The 21,833-nt window shown below is 50.1% G+C and carries 17 protein-coding genes; 16 read left to right on the top strand and 1 reads right to left on the bottom strand.

Features of this window, described 5'->3' with window-relative positions; genetic code table 11:
- Window positions 1-2: 2 nt before the first annotated feature.
- The 16 genes from ABID13_RS07900 (at window position 3) to ABID13_RS07825 (ending at window position 20,539) form a co-directional block, all read left to right on the top strand.
- Entirely contained in the window at window positions 3-1,910 is a 1,908-nt protein-coding gene (locus ABID13_RS07900) for a sigma 54-interacting transcriptional regulator (protein ID WP_007861734.1), read from the top strand.
- A 308-nt stretch (window positions 1,911-2,218) separates the two neighbouring features.
- Window positions 2,219-3,355 (top strand): enolase C-terminal domain-like protein, encoded by a 1,137-nt coding sequence (locus ABID13_RS07895; protein WP_048929054.1) that lies wholly within the window; start codon window positions 2,219-2,221, stop codon window positions 3,353-3,355.
- 81 nt (window positions 3,356-3,436) lie between these two features.
- Window positions 3,437-4,354 (top strand): carbohydrate ABC transporter permease, encoded by a 918-nt coding sequence (locus tag ABID13_RS07890; protein WP_007861731.1) that lies wholly within the window; start codon window positions 3,437-3,439, stop codon window positions 4,352-4,354.
- Window positions 4,354-5,196 (top strand): carbohydrate ABC transporter permease, encoded by an 843-nt coding sequence (locus ABID13_RS07885; RefSeq protein WP_007861730.1) that lies wholly within the window; start codon window positions 4,354-4,356, stop codon window positions 5,194-5,196. Before ABID13_RS07890 ends, ABID13_RS07885 begins: the two co-directional genes overlap by 1 nt.
- 123 nt (window positions 5,197-5,319) lie before the next feature.
- Complete coding sequence (locus tag ABID13_RS07880) at window positions 5,320-6,705, top strand: ABC transporter substrate-binding protein (protein ID WP_007861728.1); 1,386 nt, start codon at window positions 5,320-5,322, stop codon at window positions 6,703-6,705.
- Window positions 6,706-6,815: 110 nt separating this feature from the next.
- A complete protein-coding gene (locus ABID13_RS07875) occupies window positions 6,816-8,840 on the top strand; it encodes a hypothetical protein (RefSeq protein WP_007861726.1) in 2,025 nt (674 codons plus the stop codon).
- A complete protein-coding gene (locus ABID13_RS07870; protein WP_007861724.1) occupies window positions 8,827-10,509 on the top strand; it encodes a glycoside hydrolase family 43 protein in 1,683 nt (560 codons plus the stop codon). Before ABID13_RS07875 ends, ABID13_RS07870 begins: the two co-directional genes overlap by 14 nt.
- Window positions 10,493-11,620 (top strand): mandelate racemase/muconate lactonizing enzyme family protein, encoded by a 1,128-nt coding sequence (locus ABID13_RS07865; RefSeq protein ID WP_007861722.1) that lies wholly within the window; start codon window positions 10,493-10,495, stop codon window positions 11,618-11,620. The genes ABID13_RS07870 and ABID13_RS07865 overlap by 17 nt, the downstream gene beginning before the upstream one ends.
- Window positions 11,621-11,751: 131 nt before the next feature.
- Window positions 11,752-12,030, top strand: a complete 279-nt coding sequence (gene spoIIID / locus ABID13_RS07860; protein WP_007861720.1) for a sporulation transcriptional regulator SpoIIID — start codon at window positions 11,752-11,754, stop codon at window positions 12,028-12,030.
- A gap of 97 nt (window positions 12,031-12,127) precedes the next feature.
- Window positions 12,128-13,216 carry a glycoside hydrolase family 88/105 protein gene (locus ABID13_RS07855; protein WP_048929053.1) on the top strand — a complete coding sequence of 363 codons (1,089 nt, stop codon included), beginning with the start codon at window positions 12,128-12,130 and terminating at the stop codon, window positions 13,214-13,216.
- A 57-nt stretch (window positions 13,217-13,273) separates the two neighbouring features.
- Window positions 13,274-15,238: a sigma 54-interacting transcriptional regulator gene (locus tag ABID13_RS07850; protein WP_007861716.1), complete on the top strand. Its 1,965-nt coding sequence runs from the start codon at window positions 13,274-13,276 to the stop codon at window positions 15,236-15,238.
- A 207-nt stretch (window positions 15,239-15,445) separates the two neighbouring features.
- A complete protein-coding gene (locus ABID13_RS07845; protein ID WP_048929051.1) occupies window positions 15,446-16,546 on the top strand; it encodes a TRAP transporter substrate-binding protein in 1,101 nt (366 codons plus the stop codon).
- Window positions 16,547-16,596: 50 nt separating this feature from the next.
- Window positions 16,597-17,100 carry a TRAP transporter small permease gene (locus ABID13_RS07840; RefSeq protein WP_007861714.1) on the top strand — a complete coding sequence of 168 codons (504 nt, stop codon included), beginning with the start codon at window positions 16,597-16,599 and terminating at the stop codon, window positions 17,098-17,100.
- 4 nt (window positions 17,101-17,104) lie between these two features.
- Window positions 17,105-18,403, top strand: coding sequence for a TRAP transporter large permease (locus ABID13_RS07835; protein ID WP_007861713.1), 1,299 nt, complete (start codon window positions 17,105-17,107; stop codon window positions 18,401-18,403).
- Between the two features lie 19 nt (window positions 18,404-18,422).
- Window positions 18,423-19,460 carry a mannonate dehydratase gene (locus ABID13_RS07830; RefSeq protein WP_048929050.1) on the top strand — a complete coding sequence of 346 codons (1,038 nt, stop codon included), beginning with the start codon at window positions 18,423-18,425 and terminating at the stop codon, window positions 19,458-19,460.
- Between the two features lie 23 nt (window positions 19,461-19,483).
- Window positions 19,484-20,539, top strand: a complete 1,056-nt coding sequence (locus ABID13_RS07825; RefSeq protein ID WP_048929049.1) for a mannonate dehydratase — start codon at window positions 19,484-19,486, stop codon at window positions 20,537-20,539.
- Between the two features lie 38 nt (window positions 20,540-20,577).
- Here ABID13_RS07825 and ABID13_RS07820 read toward each other — a convergent pair whose 3' ends face one another.
- A complete protein-coding gene (locus ABID13_RS07820; RefSeq protein ID WP_048929048.1) occupies window positions 20,578-21,714 on the bottom strand; it encodes a hypothetical protein in 1,137 nt (378 codons plus the stop codon).
- Between the last annotated feature and the right edge of the window lie 119 nt (window positions 21,715-21,833).

Genomic DNA, 21,833 nt, shown 5'->3' with positions numbered 1-21,833 from the left:
GCGTGTCAGGGATTGCTGTATTTTTACCCAATGAGACCATGTGCCGTCAGGCGGAGGCCATTCTCAGCAAACGGAAAAACCATGTGATTGTCAACAAGCCCACCACCATTGACAATGTGGTGGAGGAAACCAGGAAAGCCATTGAACTGGGGGCGAACATTGTTGTGGCCAGGGGACATCAGGCCAGTGACGTAAAGCTTTATACCAGCATTCCCACGGTTGAGGTGGTGATGACCGCCCAGGAGCTGGGACTGCTTATCGTTAAGGCAAAGAAGATGGTAAACAAACCGTTTCCCAAAATAGGGATCTTCTGCTGGGAGGGAATGCTCTGTGACACCACTTATTTTGAGCAGCTCTACGAGGTAAAGATCACCACCTATCATCTGGAGAATCAGGATGATTGGTATGAATTGGTGGAGCACGGCATTGCGGAGGGAATCGATGTGCTCATAGGAGGAGAAAAATGTGTGCGCTACGCCACGCAGAAGGATTTTCCCTCAGTGTTCCTCTCAACCACAGGAGAATCCATTGAAATTGCCATCAACCAGGCAGAGACCATGTATGAAATGGCTGAGTCTGAAAAGCACAGTTACGCCCAGTTCTCCACAGTACTTGACAGCTCCTTTAACGGTATTGTAAAGATCGGGGCGGACGGGCAGATCCAGACCATGAACCGGGTGATGGAGGAAATGCTTAAAACCAGCGTCAAATCAGCTGCCGGCCAGCACATATCAGAGATCATGCCATTCATGGACGGGGAAAAGATCGGGAAAGTGCTGGCAGGGGAAGAGGAAACCTATTCCGCCTTTATCAGCAATGAGAAAAACGCCATGGTGGTGATCGCGGAGCCTATTGTGGTAGAGCAGGTGATTACAGGCGCTATCATATCCTGCAACCGGACCATGAGGCTGGACTGGTCGGAGGACAAAATGAAGGAAAAACTTCTGGCCGGGTTTGTAGCCCATGAGAATCTGGACCATATGCTGCTCAAACGGCCGGGGTTTAAGGATGCCGTGGCCCTGGCCAAAATCTACGCCCAGTCCAGCAGCCCCATCCTGGTGGAAGGATATTCCTACGAAGAACTGGAACAGTTCTGCCAGGGAATCCACAATTACAGCCTGCGCAAAAACGGTCCCTTTGTGGTGGTGAACGCGGGCAATATACCGGTGGAGCGCCAGATGCACGCTTTATTTGGGATCTCGGAAGCCGGCTTTGATAAAAAGCAGAGAGGTGCGTTACTTAAGGCAAATGACGGAACCCTGGTGATACGCGCTGTGGATAAGCTGGAGCTGCCCGTGCAGAGATATCTTCTCAGCGCGATCCGCAAAAAAAGGTTTGGTCTCCTGGACATTGAAAATGAAAGCGTGCAGCGGGTGGATACCCGTATCATTGCGTGCACCTCCAAGGATCTGAAAAAAATGGTCAATGAGGGAAGGTTCCGCAAAGACCTGTACTACCTGCTAAAGGCCTTTGGGATCACACTTCCCAAAGCCTCGGAGCGCAGAATGGATCTGGAGATCCTGCTGGATGAATATTATAAGAAATACCTGGAACGTCATACCAGATACCATGTGCTGACACCGGAGGCCAGGGAAAAGATCCTCAGTTTCCAGTGGGATAACAATGACGTCCAGTTGGAATCCTTTTGTGAGCGTATGATCCTTACAGCCACCAGGAGGAAAATCTCAGGGGAATATGTTCAGGACCTTCTGGACTCCCTGTACGATCTGTCGGAGCAGGAGGTAAAGATACCCCAGACATCATCAGACAGAGGTTTTCTGGAGGAGGCAAAGATAAAGGATATCCGGGATGCCTTGATGCGATATAACGGGAACAGGATGCTTACGGCAAAGCATCTGAATATCAGCACCTCCACCCTTTGGAGATACATGAAGAAGTATGGGATCTGACCATAGTACGGCCTAAAACAGCGTTGCAGACCTCAGGCAACTGGCGGATGCAGCGCTGTTTTAGGCTGTTTTGCTGTTTTTAAGGGATTAATAAATAAAAATTTTTATTCTATATCTGCATATAGATTTCAGCGGTGAGATGATATGAAGCGTTTTGTTTTTAAATGAAATAAATTGAACGGCTAAATGAGAAAATAGATATATTGATTAAAAAATGTCTCGGATATCGTATAATATGTCAATTCTCACAAAAACAAAGCTCTGATATAATGATTTTCAGTTAAAAACATATGAAACGGGGAAGAAAAATGTTTGAATTTGCAGACAGAATATGTTTTACAAAGGCCGTATATTACAGTATGAAACAAATTCCTCTTTACAAACCGTTTAAGGACGGGACAGGGGGGATGGGAAAGTTTGCACCGGAAACGGGTTTCCTGGATTTATATGATGATGAAGGATGCTGCGCACACCATCTGGCCATTGGAAGAGGGTTTGTGGAGACCATGCTTCCAAAGCTGTTCGGCGGTGGAAAAAAAAGTTACAATGATTGGCGGCATGATCTGTACTGGCAGGTACGCAATGCCGGTTTTCAGAGCAGCCAGGCAGTGGATGTGGGGCAGGTGGACCTGATGATGCTGGATATCCTTGCCCAGAGACATGGAAAACCCCTGCACCGTTTTCTGGGGGCTGATAAGGACTGGGCTGTCTGTTATAAAGGGGGAGGTTCCCTGCTCCTGACCGATGATGAGCTGGTGGATGATATGACCAGATATGTGTCGGAGGGATATAAGACAGTAAAGTTTAAAGTGGGCAGTGACTGCGGCAGGGATATGGAGAGGGACATCCGCCGGATCGCTAAGGTCAGGGAAGCTGTGGGCAGTGAAGTCGGAATAGCGGTGGATGCGAACCAGGTATTTGGGGTGGAGGATGCGGTGCGGTTTGCAAAGATGGCGGAGTCATATGACCTGGAATGGTTTGAGGAACCCATCCACGCCCATGATATGAACGGCATCAGGGCACTGAAGGAGATGGGCGTCAATCAGCCTCTGGCATTTGGGGAATCCATGCGTATCTCCTATGCATATGAGACTTATCTGGAAAAAGGAGTGGATCATCTGCAGCCTTCCGTGGGCAGGATGACAAGAATGGATGACCTGTTGGCCATCAGGGATATGTGCAGGGCCCAGGGAAAGACATTTTCTTCCGGCGGACGCTTGTACCTGAATCTTTTGTTCGGATGCTTATATAATGAGGACGAACGGATTGAGTACCACGAACCCATCAGCGCGCCTGTGGGGGCATACACATTGTATCCGCCCACCAAAAAAGGAAATCGTTTTTACTGGGAGGATGGTTTTGTGGGAAATCCCCTTCGCATGAATATAGAGAAGCTGGAAAAGGACGGTCTTTTACTCAGCAGGGAAATTTATCTGCCGGATTAAGAACTGGAACTGACGGCAGCAGCCCGTGATCTGAAGATGCGGGAGTCTTGACCAGAGGGAAAGGTGAAAAGGAGGTTATGAATGAAGAGGACAGGAAGACGGGAGAAATATCTCTATTATAAAAGGCAGGCCACACCTTACATACTGCTTGCGCCCATATTGCTTTTTGTGTCACTGTTCCTGCTCTGGCCCATGATCAATGTGTTTGTCATGAGCGTTCAGGAATACAGGCTGCTAAAGCCGGATGAGAGACATTTTATAGGGTTTCAGAACTTTGTGACCGTGTTTACGGAAGACAAAGTATTTATGAAAGCGATTAAGAATTCAGTGGTATGGGTGGCTGTCAGCGTTGCGGCCCAGACCATACTGGGATTTTGGCTGGCTTATCTGCTGAACCAAAAGTTTAAGGGAAGAGGCCTGTACCGGGCCCTGGTCCTGTCCCCCTGGGCAGTGGCAGGCGTTATGGTGGCCATTATCTGGTCCCTGATCTACGGAGAGACCTTTGGGGTCCTCAATGACCTGCTGTTAAAGCTGGGGCTGATCGACCAGAATATATCCTGGTTCTCAGACAGCACCAGGGCTATGACAGCTGTCATTATTGCCAATGTGTGGAGAGGGATTCCCTTCTTTACCATCAGCTACCTGTCGGCACTGGCGGGAATATCCGATGATATCTATGAATCCGCCAGAATTGATGGCGCCAGGACAATGGTGACCCTGTTTAAGATCACCCTGCCCATGATCAAGGATACCATTGTCATCACCACCTTGCTGCGCTCCATCTGGACCTTTAATGCGGTGGATTTGATCAATACCCTGACAGGAGGCGGACCCAATAACGCGACCATGACCATGCCCCTGTATATTATGCAGAAGTTTAAGCTGGAGTATAATTACGGATATGCGTCCGCCCTGGCAGCCATTGCAAGCTGTATCATGATGGTGGTGGCGTTCACCTATATTAAAATCGGTAAACTGGGCAAGGAGGAGATGTATTGATGGGAACAAAAAGAAAACAAAAACTCAACAGGTTTTTCTTCCTGGCAGTGCCTCTGGCAATCTTTCTGCTGATCACCCTGGCACCATTTTACTGGATCCTGGTAACTGCGCTGAAAACCAGCACCGAGGTGTTTGCAAAACCCCTCACCTACTGGCCTGTCAATATCACCTTTGACAATTTTGTGAACCTATTCAAAAAGCTTCACTTTGAACAATATTTTATTAACAGCTTTATCGTATCCATCTCCGTTACCACACTGGTCAGCGTCATGGCACTGATTGGAGGATATGCCATGTCCAGGTACAAATTCAGGGGAAAGTCATTTGTATACGTGCTTCTTCTATGTACCCAGATGTTTCCGGCAGTGGTGCTGATGATCCCTCTGTTTCAGAGCATGAACAATCTGAAGCTGATCAATGACCTGCGCTCTCTGATCATTGTCTGTTCCTGTACAAACCTTCCTTACTGTATGTTTATGATGATGGGTTACTACAATGCGATCCCCCGGACATTGGAGGAAGCGGCCCAGGTGGATGGCTGTAGCCTTCTCCAGGCAGTGTTCCGGATCCTGCTTCCGGCCATGAAACCAAGCATTGTGGCCACCGGAGCCTATGCGTTTATTAACTCATGGAACGTGTATGTGTATGCCACTGCATTTATCACCAGAAAAGAAAAATATACGATTCCCCTGGCACTCAGCATCTTTCAGGGGGAGGCCAACACCAACTATGGGGGAATTGCCGCAGCCTGCGTGGTTGCCCTGATCCCTGCGCTGCTTTTATTTTCCATTATACAAAAGAATCTGGCAGGAGGAGCTACCAGCGGCGCTGTGAAGGGTTAGTCAGCCCGAAATGGAATGTCACTTTCCAGTCCCGGACCTGTTTTGGCCACAACGTCCGCTTTATGGACAGAATACCGGGGCATGGAGGAAATCACAATAAAAATTAGTAGGAGGAACTATACTATGAAAAAAACATTAGCATTGATCCTGGCAGCCTCTGTGGCAGCAGGAAGCCTGACCGGCTGCGGCGGTTCTGGAAAGGATTCATCTTCTGCAGCACCTGACAGTGGAGCGGGAACAGCAGCGGGAACAGAGACAGGTACGGCGGCGGCCGCTGGTGAGAAGCAGACGATCGAGTTCTGGTATCACGCATCGGACGAGCAGTCATCCGTTATGTTTGAGGAGATATTTGATGAGCTGAACGCGTCACAGGATCAGTATGAGTTTGTGTATACCGGATTTGCCAACAAGGACTTCCCGGACGCATTTGCAACAGCGGTGGCAACCGGAACCATGCCGGATGTGGTAAGCCTTGGTTTCTCCAATGTGATGACCTATGTTGCGATGGATGCATTACACCCCATCCAAACCGAATTTGAGGCATGGGAGGACTCGGGAAAGATCGTCCCATCCCTTATTTCCACATTAAAGGACTTGGCAGGAGGAGAGGACCTGTACGGTGTTCCCTACGGATACAATCAGGACCTTTCCTGGTACAACGCAGGGGTATTTAATGAAAAGGGGATCCAGGTTCCCCAGACACAAAAGGAGTTTTTGGCAGACTGCGAGAAATATGCGGATAAGGACAGCGGAACATACTTTTTCAGCCTTCGGGGCAATAAGCCCTATGATAACCTTCTTGGATGGCTGTTTACCTACACGGACGGCCTGGGTTATGAGGGCTCCTACTTTGATGAGAACGGGCAGTGCATTATCAATGCGCCTGAGTTTGCGGAGGCCATGGATGCATATGTAGACATTTATAAAAACGGATGGGTATCCGGGGATAGTGTCAACAATGGATTTAATGAGATGGTGGCTGAGTTTGGCGCAGGCACAGCCCTGTACATCATGCACAACTCATCCTCCGAGAAGAGCCACAAGGCTAATCTGGGCGATGGAAACTATGGGATCACCAAAGCCTTGACCAATGACAAGGGCAGGTACTTTACATCCGCCATGCAGCCCAACATCTTCTCCGTGTGCGACAAAGGCGAGGGCGCTGATTACAGCGGCGCAATGTACCTGATCAAATATCTGTGTTCAGCAGATATCATGAACCATATGGATGAGCTTATGGCTAAGGTCCCCACCAACACGGACTGCTACGAGACAGACTGGTTTAAGGCAGACCACACAATGCAGACCTGTATGGAGATCGTGCAGGATGAGAATTTTGTACAGATCCAGAATCCGTATTGGCTGACCTCATACTTCTCCTTTATCAACGGAGATATGACAACTGACTTCCAGGCCGTTATGCTGGGTGAGATGACCTCTCAGGATTGCCTGGATAAGTGGGCGGATTTCCTCACAAAAGAGCAGGCCGCTTACAAATCAGGACAGTAAGACACAAGGCGCAGGCAGCTGGACTGGCTGCGCCTTTTACATGAAAGGTTGCCGGAGGGGGGTCTGAGGCATACGGGACACGCCCCGGCAATATAAAGGAGGATGCATCAATGGATTGCATATTATTACAGGATGATTTTACATCATTTCCAATCGGCTCATTTCCCTACGACCATGCCCATACGGCCATGGGAGAATATCATTATTATCCGGTTCAGGGCTACACGGGCCAGTGGTATGATCCGATCGTAAATGCCAATTACCGGGGACCTAGCTGGCTGATCACGGAAATGGACGGGGACAGGTATATGGAACAGATGAGGGTGCGTAATCCCCTGACAAAGAATGTCAGCCCTCTTCTGGTTGCCGGAGAGGTGGAATGGAGGGATTACACGGCACAGGTCAAGGTGCGGCCTTTGTGTACCACGGAGGAAGCCGGGCTGGTATTCAGATACCAGACATCCCTGATGAATTATGCATTCTATCTCAATGACCAGAAAGTACAGTTCTGGAAGATTCATAAAAAAAACAGATACCTGATAGCCGAGGCAGAGTACGCATTTACGTCTGACGAACATTACCTTTTGGAAGTAGAGTGCAGAGGAAGTCATTTCACAGGCAGGATCAACGGGGAGACCGTGCTCACAATGGAGGATTCAGACTACGCCTATGGAAAGATTGCGATTTCCAGCTATATGCCGGCCCAGTTCACCGATGTCCTGGTCCGGACAAGTGAGGAATCCTACGAAACCTTTCTTAAGGAAAAACGGGAAAAAGAACTGCGGGTGGCAGAAAAGCGGAGCAGATATGCGCAGCCAAAGCTTCATAAGGTGATCGACCTGAAGAATTATGGGGCAGCAAGGCAGATACGTTTCGGACACCTGATGGGGGGAGATGACTGGTACTTTGTTATGGCCCAGCACCAGAAACGTGTCCATAAGGATCGCTATTCCAATATCAGCTGCCTGACTGCGGTGAATATGGATACAGGGGAGATCCTCTGGCAGGTGGGCGAGCCCTCCGGCCTGAAGGAGAACCAGAATGTCACAGCCGATCTTCCATTCCAGGTCTATGATATTGACGGGGATGGGTATGATGAGGTGATCATGGCCAGGGACTTTAAACTGATGGTGCTGGACGGCCGTACGGGAGAGGTAAGAAAATGGATCCACACCCCAATGAATGAGATACCCGGGGACCAGCTTCTGGGAATCGAATTCCAAAAGCACGGATTTGACCGGCTTAACGTGGATGCTGTCAGGATCGTAAATGTGTCAGGCAATGAGCGCCCATCAGACATCCTGATTAAGGACCGGTATTCGCGCCTCTGGGTGTATAACAGCAATCTGGAGCTTTTGTGGAAATTTAATTACAAAAATACAGGACACTTCCCATATGGTTATGATTTTAACGGGGATGGAAAGGATGAAATTTTCAGCTGCTATAATATGATAGGCAGTGACGGGAACCTGATCTGGACACTTCCCATTGAGATTGACCACACGGACGAGATCATTGTGGGAAAATTTGACCCGGACGAGGATGAGATGATCGCAATGGTTTCCGGCTGGGAAGGCTTTATGATTGTGGATAAGCAGGGAAATATCAGACACCGGGACCTGAACGGGCACGGACAGCGGATCAGCGCGGCCAATTACTGCCCGGATAGGAGAGGACTTGAGATCTGCACCACAACCTACTGGGAGTACCAGGGTATCATCTATCTCCATGACTGTAAGGGAAATGAGCTGTGGCATATGGAGCCGGGATCCAATGGTAATATTATAGCGCCTGTGAACTGGCAGGGGGACGGGACGGAATTGATCCTCCTTAACGGAAATATCAAGTACGGAGGTATGCTGGACGGTGATGGTGACGTGGTGGTTACATTCCCGGACGATGGCCATCCGGATCTGTGCGCAGAGGTGATCAACATGACCGGTGATGCCAGGGATGAGATCGTGCTATGGGACGCCGGACGTATGTTTATCTACACCCAGGACCGTCCATGCGCTATAAAAGACCGGGAATATATCCCGGAAAAATATCCCCATTATAATTCCTCCAATTACCGGGGAGAATATTCCTTTGCCAGGTGGACCCGGAGAACAGGGGAGGAACATGAGATATCGTAATCCGGTGCTGCGTGGATTTCACCCGGATCCCAGCATATGCAGGGTGGAAGAGGACTTTTATATGGCTACCTCCTCCTTTACCTATTGGCCGGGGGTGCCAGTGTTCCATAGCAGGAATCTGACGGACTGGTCTTTGGCCGGGCACTGCCTGACCAGGGACAGTCAGGTACGGCTGGAGGAGAGGCGCAGCTCCAGGGGAATCTTTGCACCCACTCTGCGCCATCATGAGGGCAGGTTTTATATGATCACCACGGATGTGGACGGGATCGGAAACTTTATTGTGCATTCCCCATCCATTGGCGGGCCATGGTCCGACCCTGTGGTCATTGACCAGAACGGCATCGATCCGTCCCTGTTCTGGGATGAGGACGGGACCTGCTGGTACTGCGGGAAGGGGAGTCTGGAAGGAAAACGGGGGATTATTGCATTTGTGCTGGATCCCCTGACCGGTGAGATCCTATCGGATAAATATGTGATCAGTAAAGGCTGTGGTGGAAAATGCGCGGAAGGTCCCCACATTTATAAAAGGGATGGATGGTATTATCTGCTGACCGCGGAGGGCGGCACGCAGTACAGCCACAGGGCAGTGATACAAAGGTCCAGGAACCTGATATCAGGATATGAGCCCTGTCCCCACAATCCGCTGTTATCCCATCAGGAGGAGAACTGGAGGGTGGTCCAGGCCGTAGGACACGGGGACCTGGTTCAGGACCAGTACGGAAACTGGTGGGCTGTGTGTCTGGGAATCCGGATGTTTGGGGATTACCTGCTTCATAACCTGGGCCGGGAGACATTTCTGGTCCCTGTGGTGTGGAGGGACGGATGGCCTGTTATGGGAAAGGACGGACGCGTGGAACTAATGATGGACAGCAAAACGGAACGAATGATGGATGGACCGCCCGGAACAGAGAGGGATGAAATGTGTGCGGCCGAACCTGAAGGGGACGGAACCGGGACTGCAAAAGCGGAGGAAACAAAAGCGGAGGAAACAAAAGCGGAGGAAACAAAATCAGAGGAAACAGAGTCAGAGGAAATTGTCCGGGAGCAATGGGAATTGGATTTCAGAGCGGACAGGATGCCCGGGGATCTATGGTACATACGCAATCCTCACCCACACTGCTATGAAATCGGGGGCGGGCGTCTTGTGCTCAGGGGAAATGATACCGGGCTTGACAACGCTACGGGAAGCCCTGCCTGCATTCTCAGGGAACAGAGGGAGTTTGTGATAGATGCGCGCTCCTGTGTGGACCTAAAAGACTGCGGGCAGGGGAGATTTGGGATGACAGCCTATTACAGCAGCTATAACCACTACGATATGGCGGTTGTGAAAGATGAAACAGGATGCAGGCTCACCCTGTATAAGCACATACATGACCTGGGCGCTGTCACCGGTGAGATCCGGCTGGACCGGGAGAGGGAAAAGCTGTGGCTCAGGATACGGGCAGACAGAGAAGGATATTATTTTGACTACAGCTTAAACAGCAGGGACTGGACAGAGCTGGGCCGGGGAGCGATTGCTGGTTTATGCACGGAGGCCATGATGGAACGGTCATATACGGGAACCATGGTGGGACTGTTTGCAGAGCATGGACAGGGCGTGTTTGAAGAGGGATTTTTAATCATTAGTGAATGGATGGAGGGGGAAATGATCCATGGAATACCAAGATGAAATACTGTGTTTTACAGGAGCAGCCGTCATAAATATAGCGCCGGTTCCCCAAAAGGAGCATTTTTATGACGCCACAGGAGGGCCGTTTACCCATTCCAAGGTAAACAAGTATCTGGAATTGTACACAGAGGACGGAATCATAGGCGTATGTCCCTGCTCCGGCATTATGGAGCTTACTATACTTCCCCTGATTCTTACAGGAGAGAAAAAGACTTTCAGGGAGTGGATGCACAAGGTCTATTGGGCGTGCAGGAACTCCGGGTTTGATGGAGAAACAGCGGCGGAAGTGGGAAGACTGGAGTATATACTAATCGACATTCTGGCAAAACGGGTCCGGATGCCCTTCCACCGTTTCCTGGGGGCTGTAAGGGACAGCGTGGCCGTGTATGGCAGCGGGGGAAGCACTCATCTGAGCGGCAGGGCCCTGGCAGCAGAGATGGAGCATTTTTTGGAATGCGGCTACCGCACTGTTAAGATGAAAGTGGGAACAGAATTTGGGACCCGTTTGGATTATGACGTGGAGCGGGTGAAACTGGTCCGGGCAACCATTGGTCCGGATGTGTCCTTGGCGATTGACGGAAACCATGTGTTTTCGCCGGAGGGTGCCAGGCGGTTTGCAGACAGGGTGGAGGCTTATAACATTGCATGGTTTGAGGAGCCTGTCCACGCATATGATTTTGCAGGTTACTGTGAGTTGGCCCGGGATCTTCCCATAATCGTGGCAGCGGGGGAATCTGTGAGAAACCACTACCTGTTTAAGCCTTATTTGGAAGCGGGCGTCAGGCACTTCCAGCCCACGCCTTCCACTTTTTCCGGGGTAAAGGAATGGATGATGGTAAGGGATATGGCGGCAGATAACGGACTGGATTTTTCCTCCGGCGGCCTTCCTCTGTTTGCCTGTCCTCTCATGGCCACTGCAGGGGAGGATACCATGGAGGAGTTTCTGGAGGTATGTAACCAGCCGGTTCTGGACTGCATGGAAGTTACCATTGAGAACAGGGATGGAAGGTTTCATATCCCCGACCTGCCCGGACTGCCTTTCCGTTTGGATGTGGAATGGCTCAGGCGGAAAGGATTTTTGTTGTCCCATATGTTTTACAAGGCTTTTTAATATATTGTAACAGTTCAGGAAGATGAGCCGTCCTGAACAATTACAATATTTATCACAGAATAATCCGTACAGGGTGTGCTATTCCTACCATCTCCCGCATAAGATATAAAAAAATCCTCAGGAGACTCATTTTGAAGGAGTATATTGAAGAACGTGCGGTAGCCATCGCCAATTACATCATAGACCACAATGCCACGGTAAGGCAGACGGCGAAGAAATTTGGGATAAGCAAATCCACAGTACATAAGGATGTAACCGATCGGCTGGAACACATCAATCCCACCCTGGCTGCCCAGGCAAGGATTGTACTGGACGTAAATAAGTCCGAGCGCCATATCCGGGGAGGTCTGGCTACCAGGGAGAAATATCAGCACAGGCTTCAGATGTGCAGCAGGGAGACAGAAGAGTAGTAGCTGGATAAGGGTGCATTTGCAGGTAGAAGGATATTCCTTGCCTGCAACTGCATCCTTTTGTTAATGAGTACAATACAAAAGAACGGAGGTTGCGATGAAAGAGACGGCCACAGGATTTGAGACATACTTCAGGCAGTATTTAAAGCGAGGTATTTCCGGGGGCGGACCATGGAGTCGTTGGGATTATAAGGATGATCTCATAGTTAAGGGGTGTTATGACCTGTTTTGTGTCACAGGGGATTCCTTTTACCGGGACGTTATTTTTAAAATAACAGAGGGCAGGATGCTCCCGGATGATGCGCCCTGCCCCTATAATCTGGACATGATCAGCGGAGCCAGGACGGATATGGTCTTTGAACGACTGACTGGGGAGGATAGGTTTCACCAGCGATTTTTGAAGAAGATGGAGTTGTTTAAGGAATATCCCAGGACCAGAAACGGCAATTTCTGGCACAAGGATATTTACCCCAACCAGGTGTGGCTGGACGGACTTTATATGGCCATGCCGGTTTATCTTCAGGATCCCGTTAATTCAGAAGACGCAATGTCCCAGTATGAGAATGTGAGAAGAATACTGTTTGTACCGGAAAAAGGGCTTTATGTCCATGCATGGGATGAGGAACGAAGGAGAGAGTGGGCCGACCCGGAAACCGGCCTGTCTCCCAATGTATGGCTGCGGGCAATGGGATGGTATCTCATGAGCCTGGCGGACTGTTATGAGCTGGTGGAACAAAAACAGGAAGAACGTCTGGCTGAGCTGCTCCAGGAAGCGCTGGATCACTTGATGAAATTCCAGGATCCAGGGACAAGGATGTTTTACCAACTGGTGGACCTGCCCGGGGAGAAGGGGAATTATCCGGAGACATCCGGCAGTGCTATGGCGGCATATGCCTGTATGAAAGGGGAACGCCTGGGAATGCTGCGGTCCGGCAGCTTTGAAGCAGGTGCGCAGATCCTTAAGGGTATTGGGGACACTTGGCTTCGGAACAGGAATGGGACCTGGACACTGGGAGGCATCTGCGAAAGCGCGGGCCTGGGACCGGGGCCCTATAACCGAAGGGACAGGGATGGCAGCGTGAAATATTATCTGAGTGAACCGGTGGTGGAGGACAACCAGCACGGAGTGGGTGCGTGCATGATGGCCTGGAGCGAGTGGCTTCTGGGAGATAATCCCCCACACTAGATATGATGATAACAATCTGCTACAATTATTTTATCAAGGGGTAAAATGGGGGCAGATATGTTAAAGGATAAGATAAAATTGAAGATCGTGCTGATCGCGCCTACTCCGGGCTGGGATTCTATTTTTCAGGAGGTATTGAAAGTTTATCAAACCAATAATCCCAGGACTTATGAGGAGTATACGTTTTCCCTGGAGACGATTGCCAGGCCGGATTATGTAAATTTCCAGAACTTTCATGTGCCCATGGACGCGGATGTGCTGATAACCAGGGGAAGCGCCGGGGTCATGCTGCGAAAGATTGTGGAGATACCAGTGGTTCAGGTCCATATTGGCTTTAACTCCCTGGAACGGGATGTCAAGCGGGCGGTCAGCATGTTCCATTCAAGGAAGATCGGTCTGATCGGCCACAATTTTATCATGTTTAATCTGTCGGACATTAAGAAGATAGGAGGTGCACAGTTAAGTATCTACAATGTTGCGATCCCCAATGATCCGGAGGAGATTAAGCCTGCGGTGGAGGCGGCAATGGACCAGGCGGCAGAGGATGGATGTGATACCTTTATCTGCGGCAACTATGGATATTCTTATGGAAAAAGAAAAGGGTTGAACGTGATCTTCCAGGATATCAGTTTTGAGGAGGCATGGCACGCCATTGTGGAGGCTCAGCACAGCGCGGTGGTCTATAGCCGGCAAAGGCTGAAAACGGAGTTCTATAAGAATATTCTGGATCATTCCTTTGAGGGGATCATCTCCCTTGACAAGGAGTTGCATTTTCGTGCCTATAACAATGCAGCGGTCAAGATCCTGCTGGGGGACATTCCTCCATCTGACAAAGTGGAAGAGCTGATGCTTAAGGTGCTGGAACAAAGCGGGATCATCGGGCGCCTGCAGTCAAAAAAGAGCGAGACGGACAGTATTATTTCCTGCGGAAACCGCTTTTTCGCGGTCAATATTGTGCCGATGAAGTCAGGGGGCAGATTTGACGGAAGCATGATCATGATCCAGGATGTGACTCACATCCAGCAGCTGGAAGGACGGATCCGCAATCAGATCTATGCCCACGGGCATGTGGCAAAACGCTCATTTGACGATATTGTGGGGACAAGCCCTGCCATGTGCGATGTGATAAAACGGGCCAGGGAATACGCAAAAACCAGGGCCAATATCCTGATCTGCGGAGCCACAGGAACGGGGAAGGAGGTGTTTGCCCAGAGTATCCACCAGGAAAGCCTGTGCAGCCAGGGACCTTTTGTGGCTGTGAATTGCGCAGCCCTGACCGAAAGCCTGCTGGAGGCTGAACTATTCGGCTATGTAGGCGGGGCCTTTACCGGGGCAAATAAAAACGGGAAAGCCGGTTTTTTTGAACTGGCCCATGGGGGTACCATCTTCCTTGATGAGATATCTGAGATCCCTCTCAGGGTACAGGGAAAGCTGCTGCGTGTGCTGCAGGAGCGGGAGATCATACGTGTGGGGGATGACAAGGTGACTCCGGTAGATGTAAGGATCATATGTGCAACTAATAAAAACCTGGAGGAGATGATCGCCCAGGGCAAATTCCGGGAGGATCTGTATTACCGTCTGGATGTACTGCACCTGAGGCTGCCAAAGCTTTGTGAGAGAAAGGAAGATATTCCCCTTCTGGCAGAAAGCTTTTTCAGGGAATACATGAAAACAAATCAGAGACAGATGAGTGTGGATCCGTCTGCCTATGCCAGCCTGCAGCAGGCAGAGTGGAGCGGAAATGTAAGGGAACTGCGCAATATCTGCGAGCGCGTCTGTGTGGTTGCGTCTGAAAATATTATTATGGGTCAGCAGATTGAAGACGCCCTGCTGCAAAGAAACAGTGGACAGCATAGTATTCCTCCTGTGATGGAGGGCAAAAGAAATCCCCTGGAGGAGGCTGAACTGCGCTATCTCCAGGAAGAGCTGCATAAAGCCGGAGGAAATCCTGCAAAGGCGGCAAGCCAGATGGGAATCAGCCGGGCCACTATTTACCGCAGGATAAAGAAGTATGGCTTGTGATTTCCTGGGAAACAGATGGAATTGATCATGGGAAAGCGTATCATAGATGAGACATATTCTCAATTATAAAATAAAATTCTCATAAATGAGAAGCTATCAATGTAGAAAGGCGGATAAAGTGCAGTAAACGGTACTTTACCTGCCTTTTCCATTTGGCATCATATTTGCTTTTATAAAATTGTAAATAAAATAAAAGGAGAGAGTAAGATGAAAAAATTTAAAGTCCTGTTAACCTGTGTACTTTCCATTTCTATGATATGCGGATGCAGCCAGCTTTCCGCACCTGAGAGCACCACGTCCGCACCGACTTCTGCTCTTGCAACCACCCAGGCTTCCCAGGCATCAGATCAACCGGAAGCATCAGAAGCGCCGGGGCCTGAACTGGAACCCATAACCTTTAAGGTTGGATTTATTTCCTCCCAGGCAGCCACGGATGAGGCCCACAATCTGATGTGTGATGAGATCGAGCGTCTGTCCGGAGGGGCTATTAAGATTGAGCGTTACCTTCAGGGACAGCTGTACACCGCTGATTCAGACGGGAGTATTGCATTGTCCGAGGGCACATTGGACATGGTTATCATGGGGGACCTTATGGTATCTGCCGCTGCCCCCGAGATCGCGGGATTTACCCAGATCCCATTTGCTTTTGATTCCAAGGAGCAGTGTGAGGAGTTCTGGAAGACCGTTGCGGACCAGTGCAATGAAAAGATGCTGGAAAAATATGGGTGCCGCATTCTCTTTGACCACCTTGCCATGCGGGGACCCCGTGTGGTTGCGGCCAACCGTCCATTGATAAAGGCTGAGGATTACAAGGGGTTAAAGATGCGCCTTCCCTCTATTGCGGCCAGTGTGGCATCCTTTGAAGCCCTTGGGGTGAGCCCCATGACATCTTCTATGGGAGAGTTATATCAGGTTTTGCAGACAGGCACGGCCCAGGCGTGTGAATCCCCCATATCCACACTGGATTCCATCGCGATTTATGAGGTCTGTGACTACGCCATGCTGACAGATCACACCTATTCGTTCCGCGCAGCCCATGTGAATGAGAAATGGTGGAGTTCCCTTTCACCGGCGCACCAGGAGATCATCCAGCAGGGCATCAAGGTGGGATTTGACCGCTTTAATGAGCTGGAATCCAATGGTGACGAGGCAATTCTTCAAAAATGGCGTGACAATGGAATGACTGTCATTGAGAACAGTGAGATCGATACCCAGAGCATCAAGGATGTGGTAACTCCGGTGATCCTGGAAAAGTATAAAGATGAGTGGGATATGTCTATATGGGATGTCATTCAGTCACTTAGATAATTGCAAGAGGATGCGTCCTGATCCTCAGAGTCATCCGGGAGGTGTTTCATATGGGGACATTAAAAAAGATTGAAAAACTGGTTTTGGATATCTCGATCCTTCTTTTTGTTGTGATGCTTGGAATTGTGCTTTTTCAGATCCTGGTTCGCAACCTGTTTGGAAAATCCTTTGCCCAGCTGGAGGAGCTTGCCATCATCATCCTGCCCTGGTTTGGTTTTTTCTGTGCCACCTACACGCTCTACCGGGGTAATCACGTGCAGATCGAGTATATCTATGGAAAACTGCCAAAGACTGTGCGCAGGGTCATATTCTGTCTGATCCAGGCGGTGCTTCTGCTGCTTATCGGCGCCATCTGTTATTACAGCTTTGGGCTGGCCATGCGCCAGATGAAGGTGGTCACACCAGCGTTGGGGTGGCCCAACGGAATATCCTATATAGGGTTTCCGATCTGCTCGCCTTTGATGGCGGCGCCGCTGGTCTATAACATTTATAAGATAGTCTGCTGGCCGGAGGAAGACGGGCAGGGGATTGATTTATTACATAAGGGGGATTAAGGGTATGGCAGGTGATCTGTTAGCGTTTTTACTGTTGTTTTTTCTGGTCCTGATCGCTCTAAGAGTGCCGGTATCCTATTCCATGCTGCTCACCAGCCTGGTGTATATCCTCTTATCCCACCGAATGCCCATGTCCTTTATCCCCCAGGGAATGGTCTCAGGTCTTGCAAGCTACAGCGTGATGTGCTCCCCGTTTTTTATCGTGGTGGGCTGTGTGATGAATAAGGCAGGTGTTACGGATGAGATATTTGAGTTTGCAGATTGCCTGGTGGGCCATATCAAGGGAGGACTGGGACATGTGAATGTGGTTGCAAGCCTGATCTTTGCAGGCATGTCCGGCTCTGCCAATGCGGATGCTGCCGGTCTGGGGAATATTGAGATCAAGGCAATGACAGAGAAGGGCTTTGACCGGGATTTTGCCGTGGGCATCACGGCGGCATCCTCTGTGATTGGTCCCATTTTCCCGCCGTCCAATCCAATGGTGTATGTGGGGATTATGGCAGGAGTATCCATCGGCGCCTTGTTCCTGGGCGGTATTGTGGTAGGAGTATTGATGATGCTGTTTATGTGCATCACGGTCTACGCGGTTGCGCGCAAACGCAATTACCCGGTGAGGAAGCGGGCCACGGTCAGGGAAATATGCCATGCGTTCCGCAAAGGCTTCTGGGCACTGATGACTCCGGTCATCCTGATCTTCTGCATCCAGAATGGAAATGTCACGCCCACTGAGGCCGGGGCAGTGGCCCTTGTATATGCGCTTTTTATCAGTATGTTTATCTACAAGACCATTAAGTTTAAAGATCTGTACGGCATCATGGCACAGGCCATAAACAGCATTGGCCTGGTGCTGATGCTGGTTTCCTCGGGAAAGGTGTTTGCCTGGGCCTTGGGGGACCAGCAGGTTGCTGAGATCGTGTCCAAAGGGCTGTTTTCACTGACCACCAATCCCTGGCTGATCCTGCTGCTGATCAACCTGTTCCTGCTGTTTCTGGGGACGTTTATGGAGTCTGTTGCCGCCATTACCATTGCAGCTCCCATCCTGTTCCCCATTGCCCTCTCCATAGGGCTTAATCCGGTGCAGTTTGGGGTTATCTTTGTGCTGAATCTGATGATAGGGGTCTTGACCCCGCCCATGGCAGTCGTCCTTTTCATTACATCGAAAATCGGAGAGATCAGTTTTGAGAGAGCTTTTAAAGCCGTATTACCCTACTATGTGGCATTACTCCTGGTGCTTGTGTTGGTAAATCTTTTTCCGGTGCTTACCCTGGGATTACCTGATTTAATGCTGGGCGGCTACAAGTAATTTTCAGGAGGTATGATATATGCATAGCAAAATGAGAGTCGTGCTGGGCCAGTTCCAGACGTTTGATGAGGAGATGGCAAAGTTTGCCCTTCAGCTGGGAATATCGGAGATCCAGATGAATACACCGGCTCTGCCCGGGGAAAAGATCTGGACTTTTGAAGCTCTTAAGGACCTTAAGGAGCGGATTGAGAGCTACGGCCTTAAGTGGACAGCCATTGAAAATGTTCCTCTTATATTTTATGACAAGGTGATCCTGGGTCTTCCCGGGAGGGATGAGCAGATTGAGAACTATTGCCAAACCATACGGAACATGGGAAAACTGGGGATCCCCATGCTGGGACATCATTTTTCCCCTACCTTTGTGTGGCGGACCACCACACAGGCGCCGGGCCGCGGCGGGGCAAGGGCCACTGCCTTTGATGAAAGACAGCTCCGGCCCGGGGACAATGCGTTCCGGGAGAAGATGGCCCGCAAACGCCATCTTCTGGATTATGATGTGTTTGAGGCAGTGGATGGAATGACGGCTGATGACCTGTTTGACAATTACAGGTATTTTATGGATGCAGTCCTTCCCACAGCAGAGAAGGCAGGGGTCATGCTGGCCCTGCATCCGGATGATCCTCCCCTGAGAAGGTTCGGGGGGATCCAGCGTATGGTGACTTCCCTTGAAGATTATAAGAGGGCCATGGAGATCGGGAACAGTCCGGCATGGGGCGTCAACCTGTGCCTTGGCTGCTGTTCCGAAAAAGGGGGAAGGGATTGTGCTCTGGAGATGATCCGTTATCTGGGGGTAAGAAAAAAGATACTTAGCGTGCATTTCCGGGATGTGCAAGGTACATTGCCCTGCTTTCAGGAGTGTTTTCTGGGAGAGGGAAACTATGATCCCGCGGAGATCCTGTATGAGTTGGGGAAGGTGGGGTATGAGGGGATCATTATGGAGGACCATGTGTTGAAAATGGATTATGACTCGGACTACGGCCACCGCGCCCGGTCACACGAGATCGGATACATACAGGGGATGATCCAAATGATGGACTTTGCCTGTGGAGAAAAATGAACTTAGTAGGAGGACCATGTTTTATGGCTTGGAATTATCAGTTTATCGCGCGGCTGCCAGAGGATTTTAAGGAGGAGGATATCCTGTTTCTCCGGCAGCTGGGTATTCCGAACGCGTATCTTGCATTGCCCCGTGACCAGCACGACCATCAGTCCCTGAAAAGGATCAAGGAGCAGATTGAGGCAGGAGGAATTAAATTTACATATGTTCACAGCAACCGTTTTACCTTTAATTCGGCCATTGCCCTGGGGACTGAGAACAGAGAAAGGGAATTGGAAGCATATCTGGAATTTTTGGAGATCATGGCAAGTCTGGGGCTGAATATGATTGAGCTGAATATGATGCCGTTTTTTGTATACTCCTCCAACCTGACCTCCTATACCAGGGGGGCGGTGACCAGAACCGTGGACCTGCAGACCATTCTGGACAGCAAGACCGCGCCCCTGGCCAGGTCTGCCTATATACGCAAAGGGCAGGAGGAAGAAAATCTCCTGCTGGAACAGGAATACCAGAGGGCGGCGGCCAGAGGATATACCAGGGAGGAATTGTGGGAAAACTTTGCAGTCTTTATGGAGCGTGTCCTTCCCACTGCCAGTAAATTGGGCATCCGGATCTCCCTGCACCCAAGCGACCCGCCCTGTGTTGAAACCGTGGGAGGAGTTCCCAATCTGATCCGCAGCTTTGAAGATTATAAAAAGGCGTTCCGGATCGCTGACAGCGATTCCCTGGTCATGACCTTTTGCTGCGGGTGCTGGCTGGAAGGAGGGGAGAGATTCGGCGATATAATGGAAGACGCCAGGTGGGCGCTGGAGCATAGCAAGATAGCCACCGTTCATGTGAGGAACATAACCGGTCCGCTGCCCCATTTTGACGAGACATTTTTAGACAATGGATTTTTTGATATGTATCCTTTTTTTGAGCTTCTCAGGCAATACGACTACCAGGGTTTTATCAATCCGGACCATCACCCCATTATGGTAGACGGACCCATAAGAAGGATCCCTCAGGGATACGCCTACGGCTATATGAGAGCGCTGGCCAATTGTGCGGACGAAGCAGCACGGGGCGGGATTTTTTAGAATCCCGCCCCGCCCTAATTTGCTCCAGCTGTTGAAACTCAGGAACCGCTCACCATAACCCCGTCCCCTCCGATGACATATCCGTCTACCGTGGTGTTTGTCAGCATTTCTCCGGTGTCCGTGCTGAGATAGTACCACTTTCCATCACTGTCCTGGAACCATCCTGTCTGCATACAGCTGTTTTCGTCAAAATGATACCATTTACCATCGCCTGGATTTTTCACCCAGCAATTGGCGGCATAGGAGCCGTCTGTTTTTCTGTATTTATAGTGTCCGTTGTCATTGATCCACCTGCCCTGGGCTTCATCCGCAGAGAGCATGGATGCTTCCTCCTGATCATAGGCGGCCATAATGATCATGATGGTGCCGCTGCTTTTGTAATATCCAACCCGTGTAAACCAGGTGTTCTGGACAGCGGCAACTGCATCCTCCGTGAGATATACATAGCTTTCCCTGTCGGTGGCCGTGGCGCGGATAAACGCAACGTGGCGGATGTTATGTCCGGTGGCGGATGCCAGGGAGTACACCTTTGACAAAGTGATGCCGCTGCCGTAATCGTAGGCAGCCTTGGCAACGCCGGTCAGATCCGAATCATAGGACAGATCAGACACGCCTTTCTGCCTGCGGTAGGTGTTCAGGTAGGTGAGCTGGTCCGATTGGCCGGAGGGGAAGGGATTCTCCAGGGTCTTGTCCGCGATGTTGCTGATCACACGGCCGTTCTCATCCGTGTTATAGTTTTTACCGTCAATGGTGATGTTCCTGTTTTTCAGCACAAAGTTCTGATAGCCAAACACATAGTCCTGCCCATCGATGGTTTCCACACATTCGCCCTGGACCACGCGTCCGTCCGGCTTGAGATAGAAGGTCTGGCCCTGGTCATCCAGCCAACCCGTCTGCATGATCCCATTCTCATCAAAATGATAAAATTCAGCCGCGGTGTATCTGCCGTTCTTTTCATACACGGCCAGCCAGCGGTTTTTCAAAAGCTCTCCTGTGCTGTTTAGGGTACAGGTCCACTGGGAGCCTTCCTGGTTCCAGGTGATCTGGCTGGACGAGGATATGCGGCGTCCAAGATTCATGGGAGACTGATTGTTGGGATCCTGTGCAAACGCGGTCATAAAGCAGATGAGCGTAAGCATTGCTGCGATCACCATGGTTTTTATTGCTTTTTTCATATGGTATACCCCCTTACTTATTCTGGTAGTGTCAAGTTTCACTACCTGTTTTATTGTTTAAACCTTGATTTTATGGGAGTTTGCAATAAAAAGAGCAATGACCTCCCTTTTTTTGGTAT

Origin of the sequence: Enterocloster citroniae, from assembly GCF_040545455.1 — a bacterium.
Taxonomy (GTDB): Bacteria; Bacillota; Clostridia; order Lachnospirales; family Lachnospiraceae; genus Enterocloster; species Enterocloster citroniae.
The sequence above is the reverse complement of the archived record's forward strand: the minus strand, read 5'-3'. Positions and strand labels throughout refer to the sequence as shown.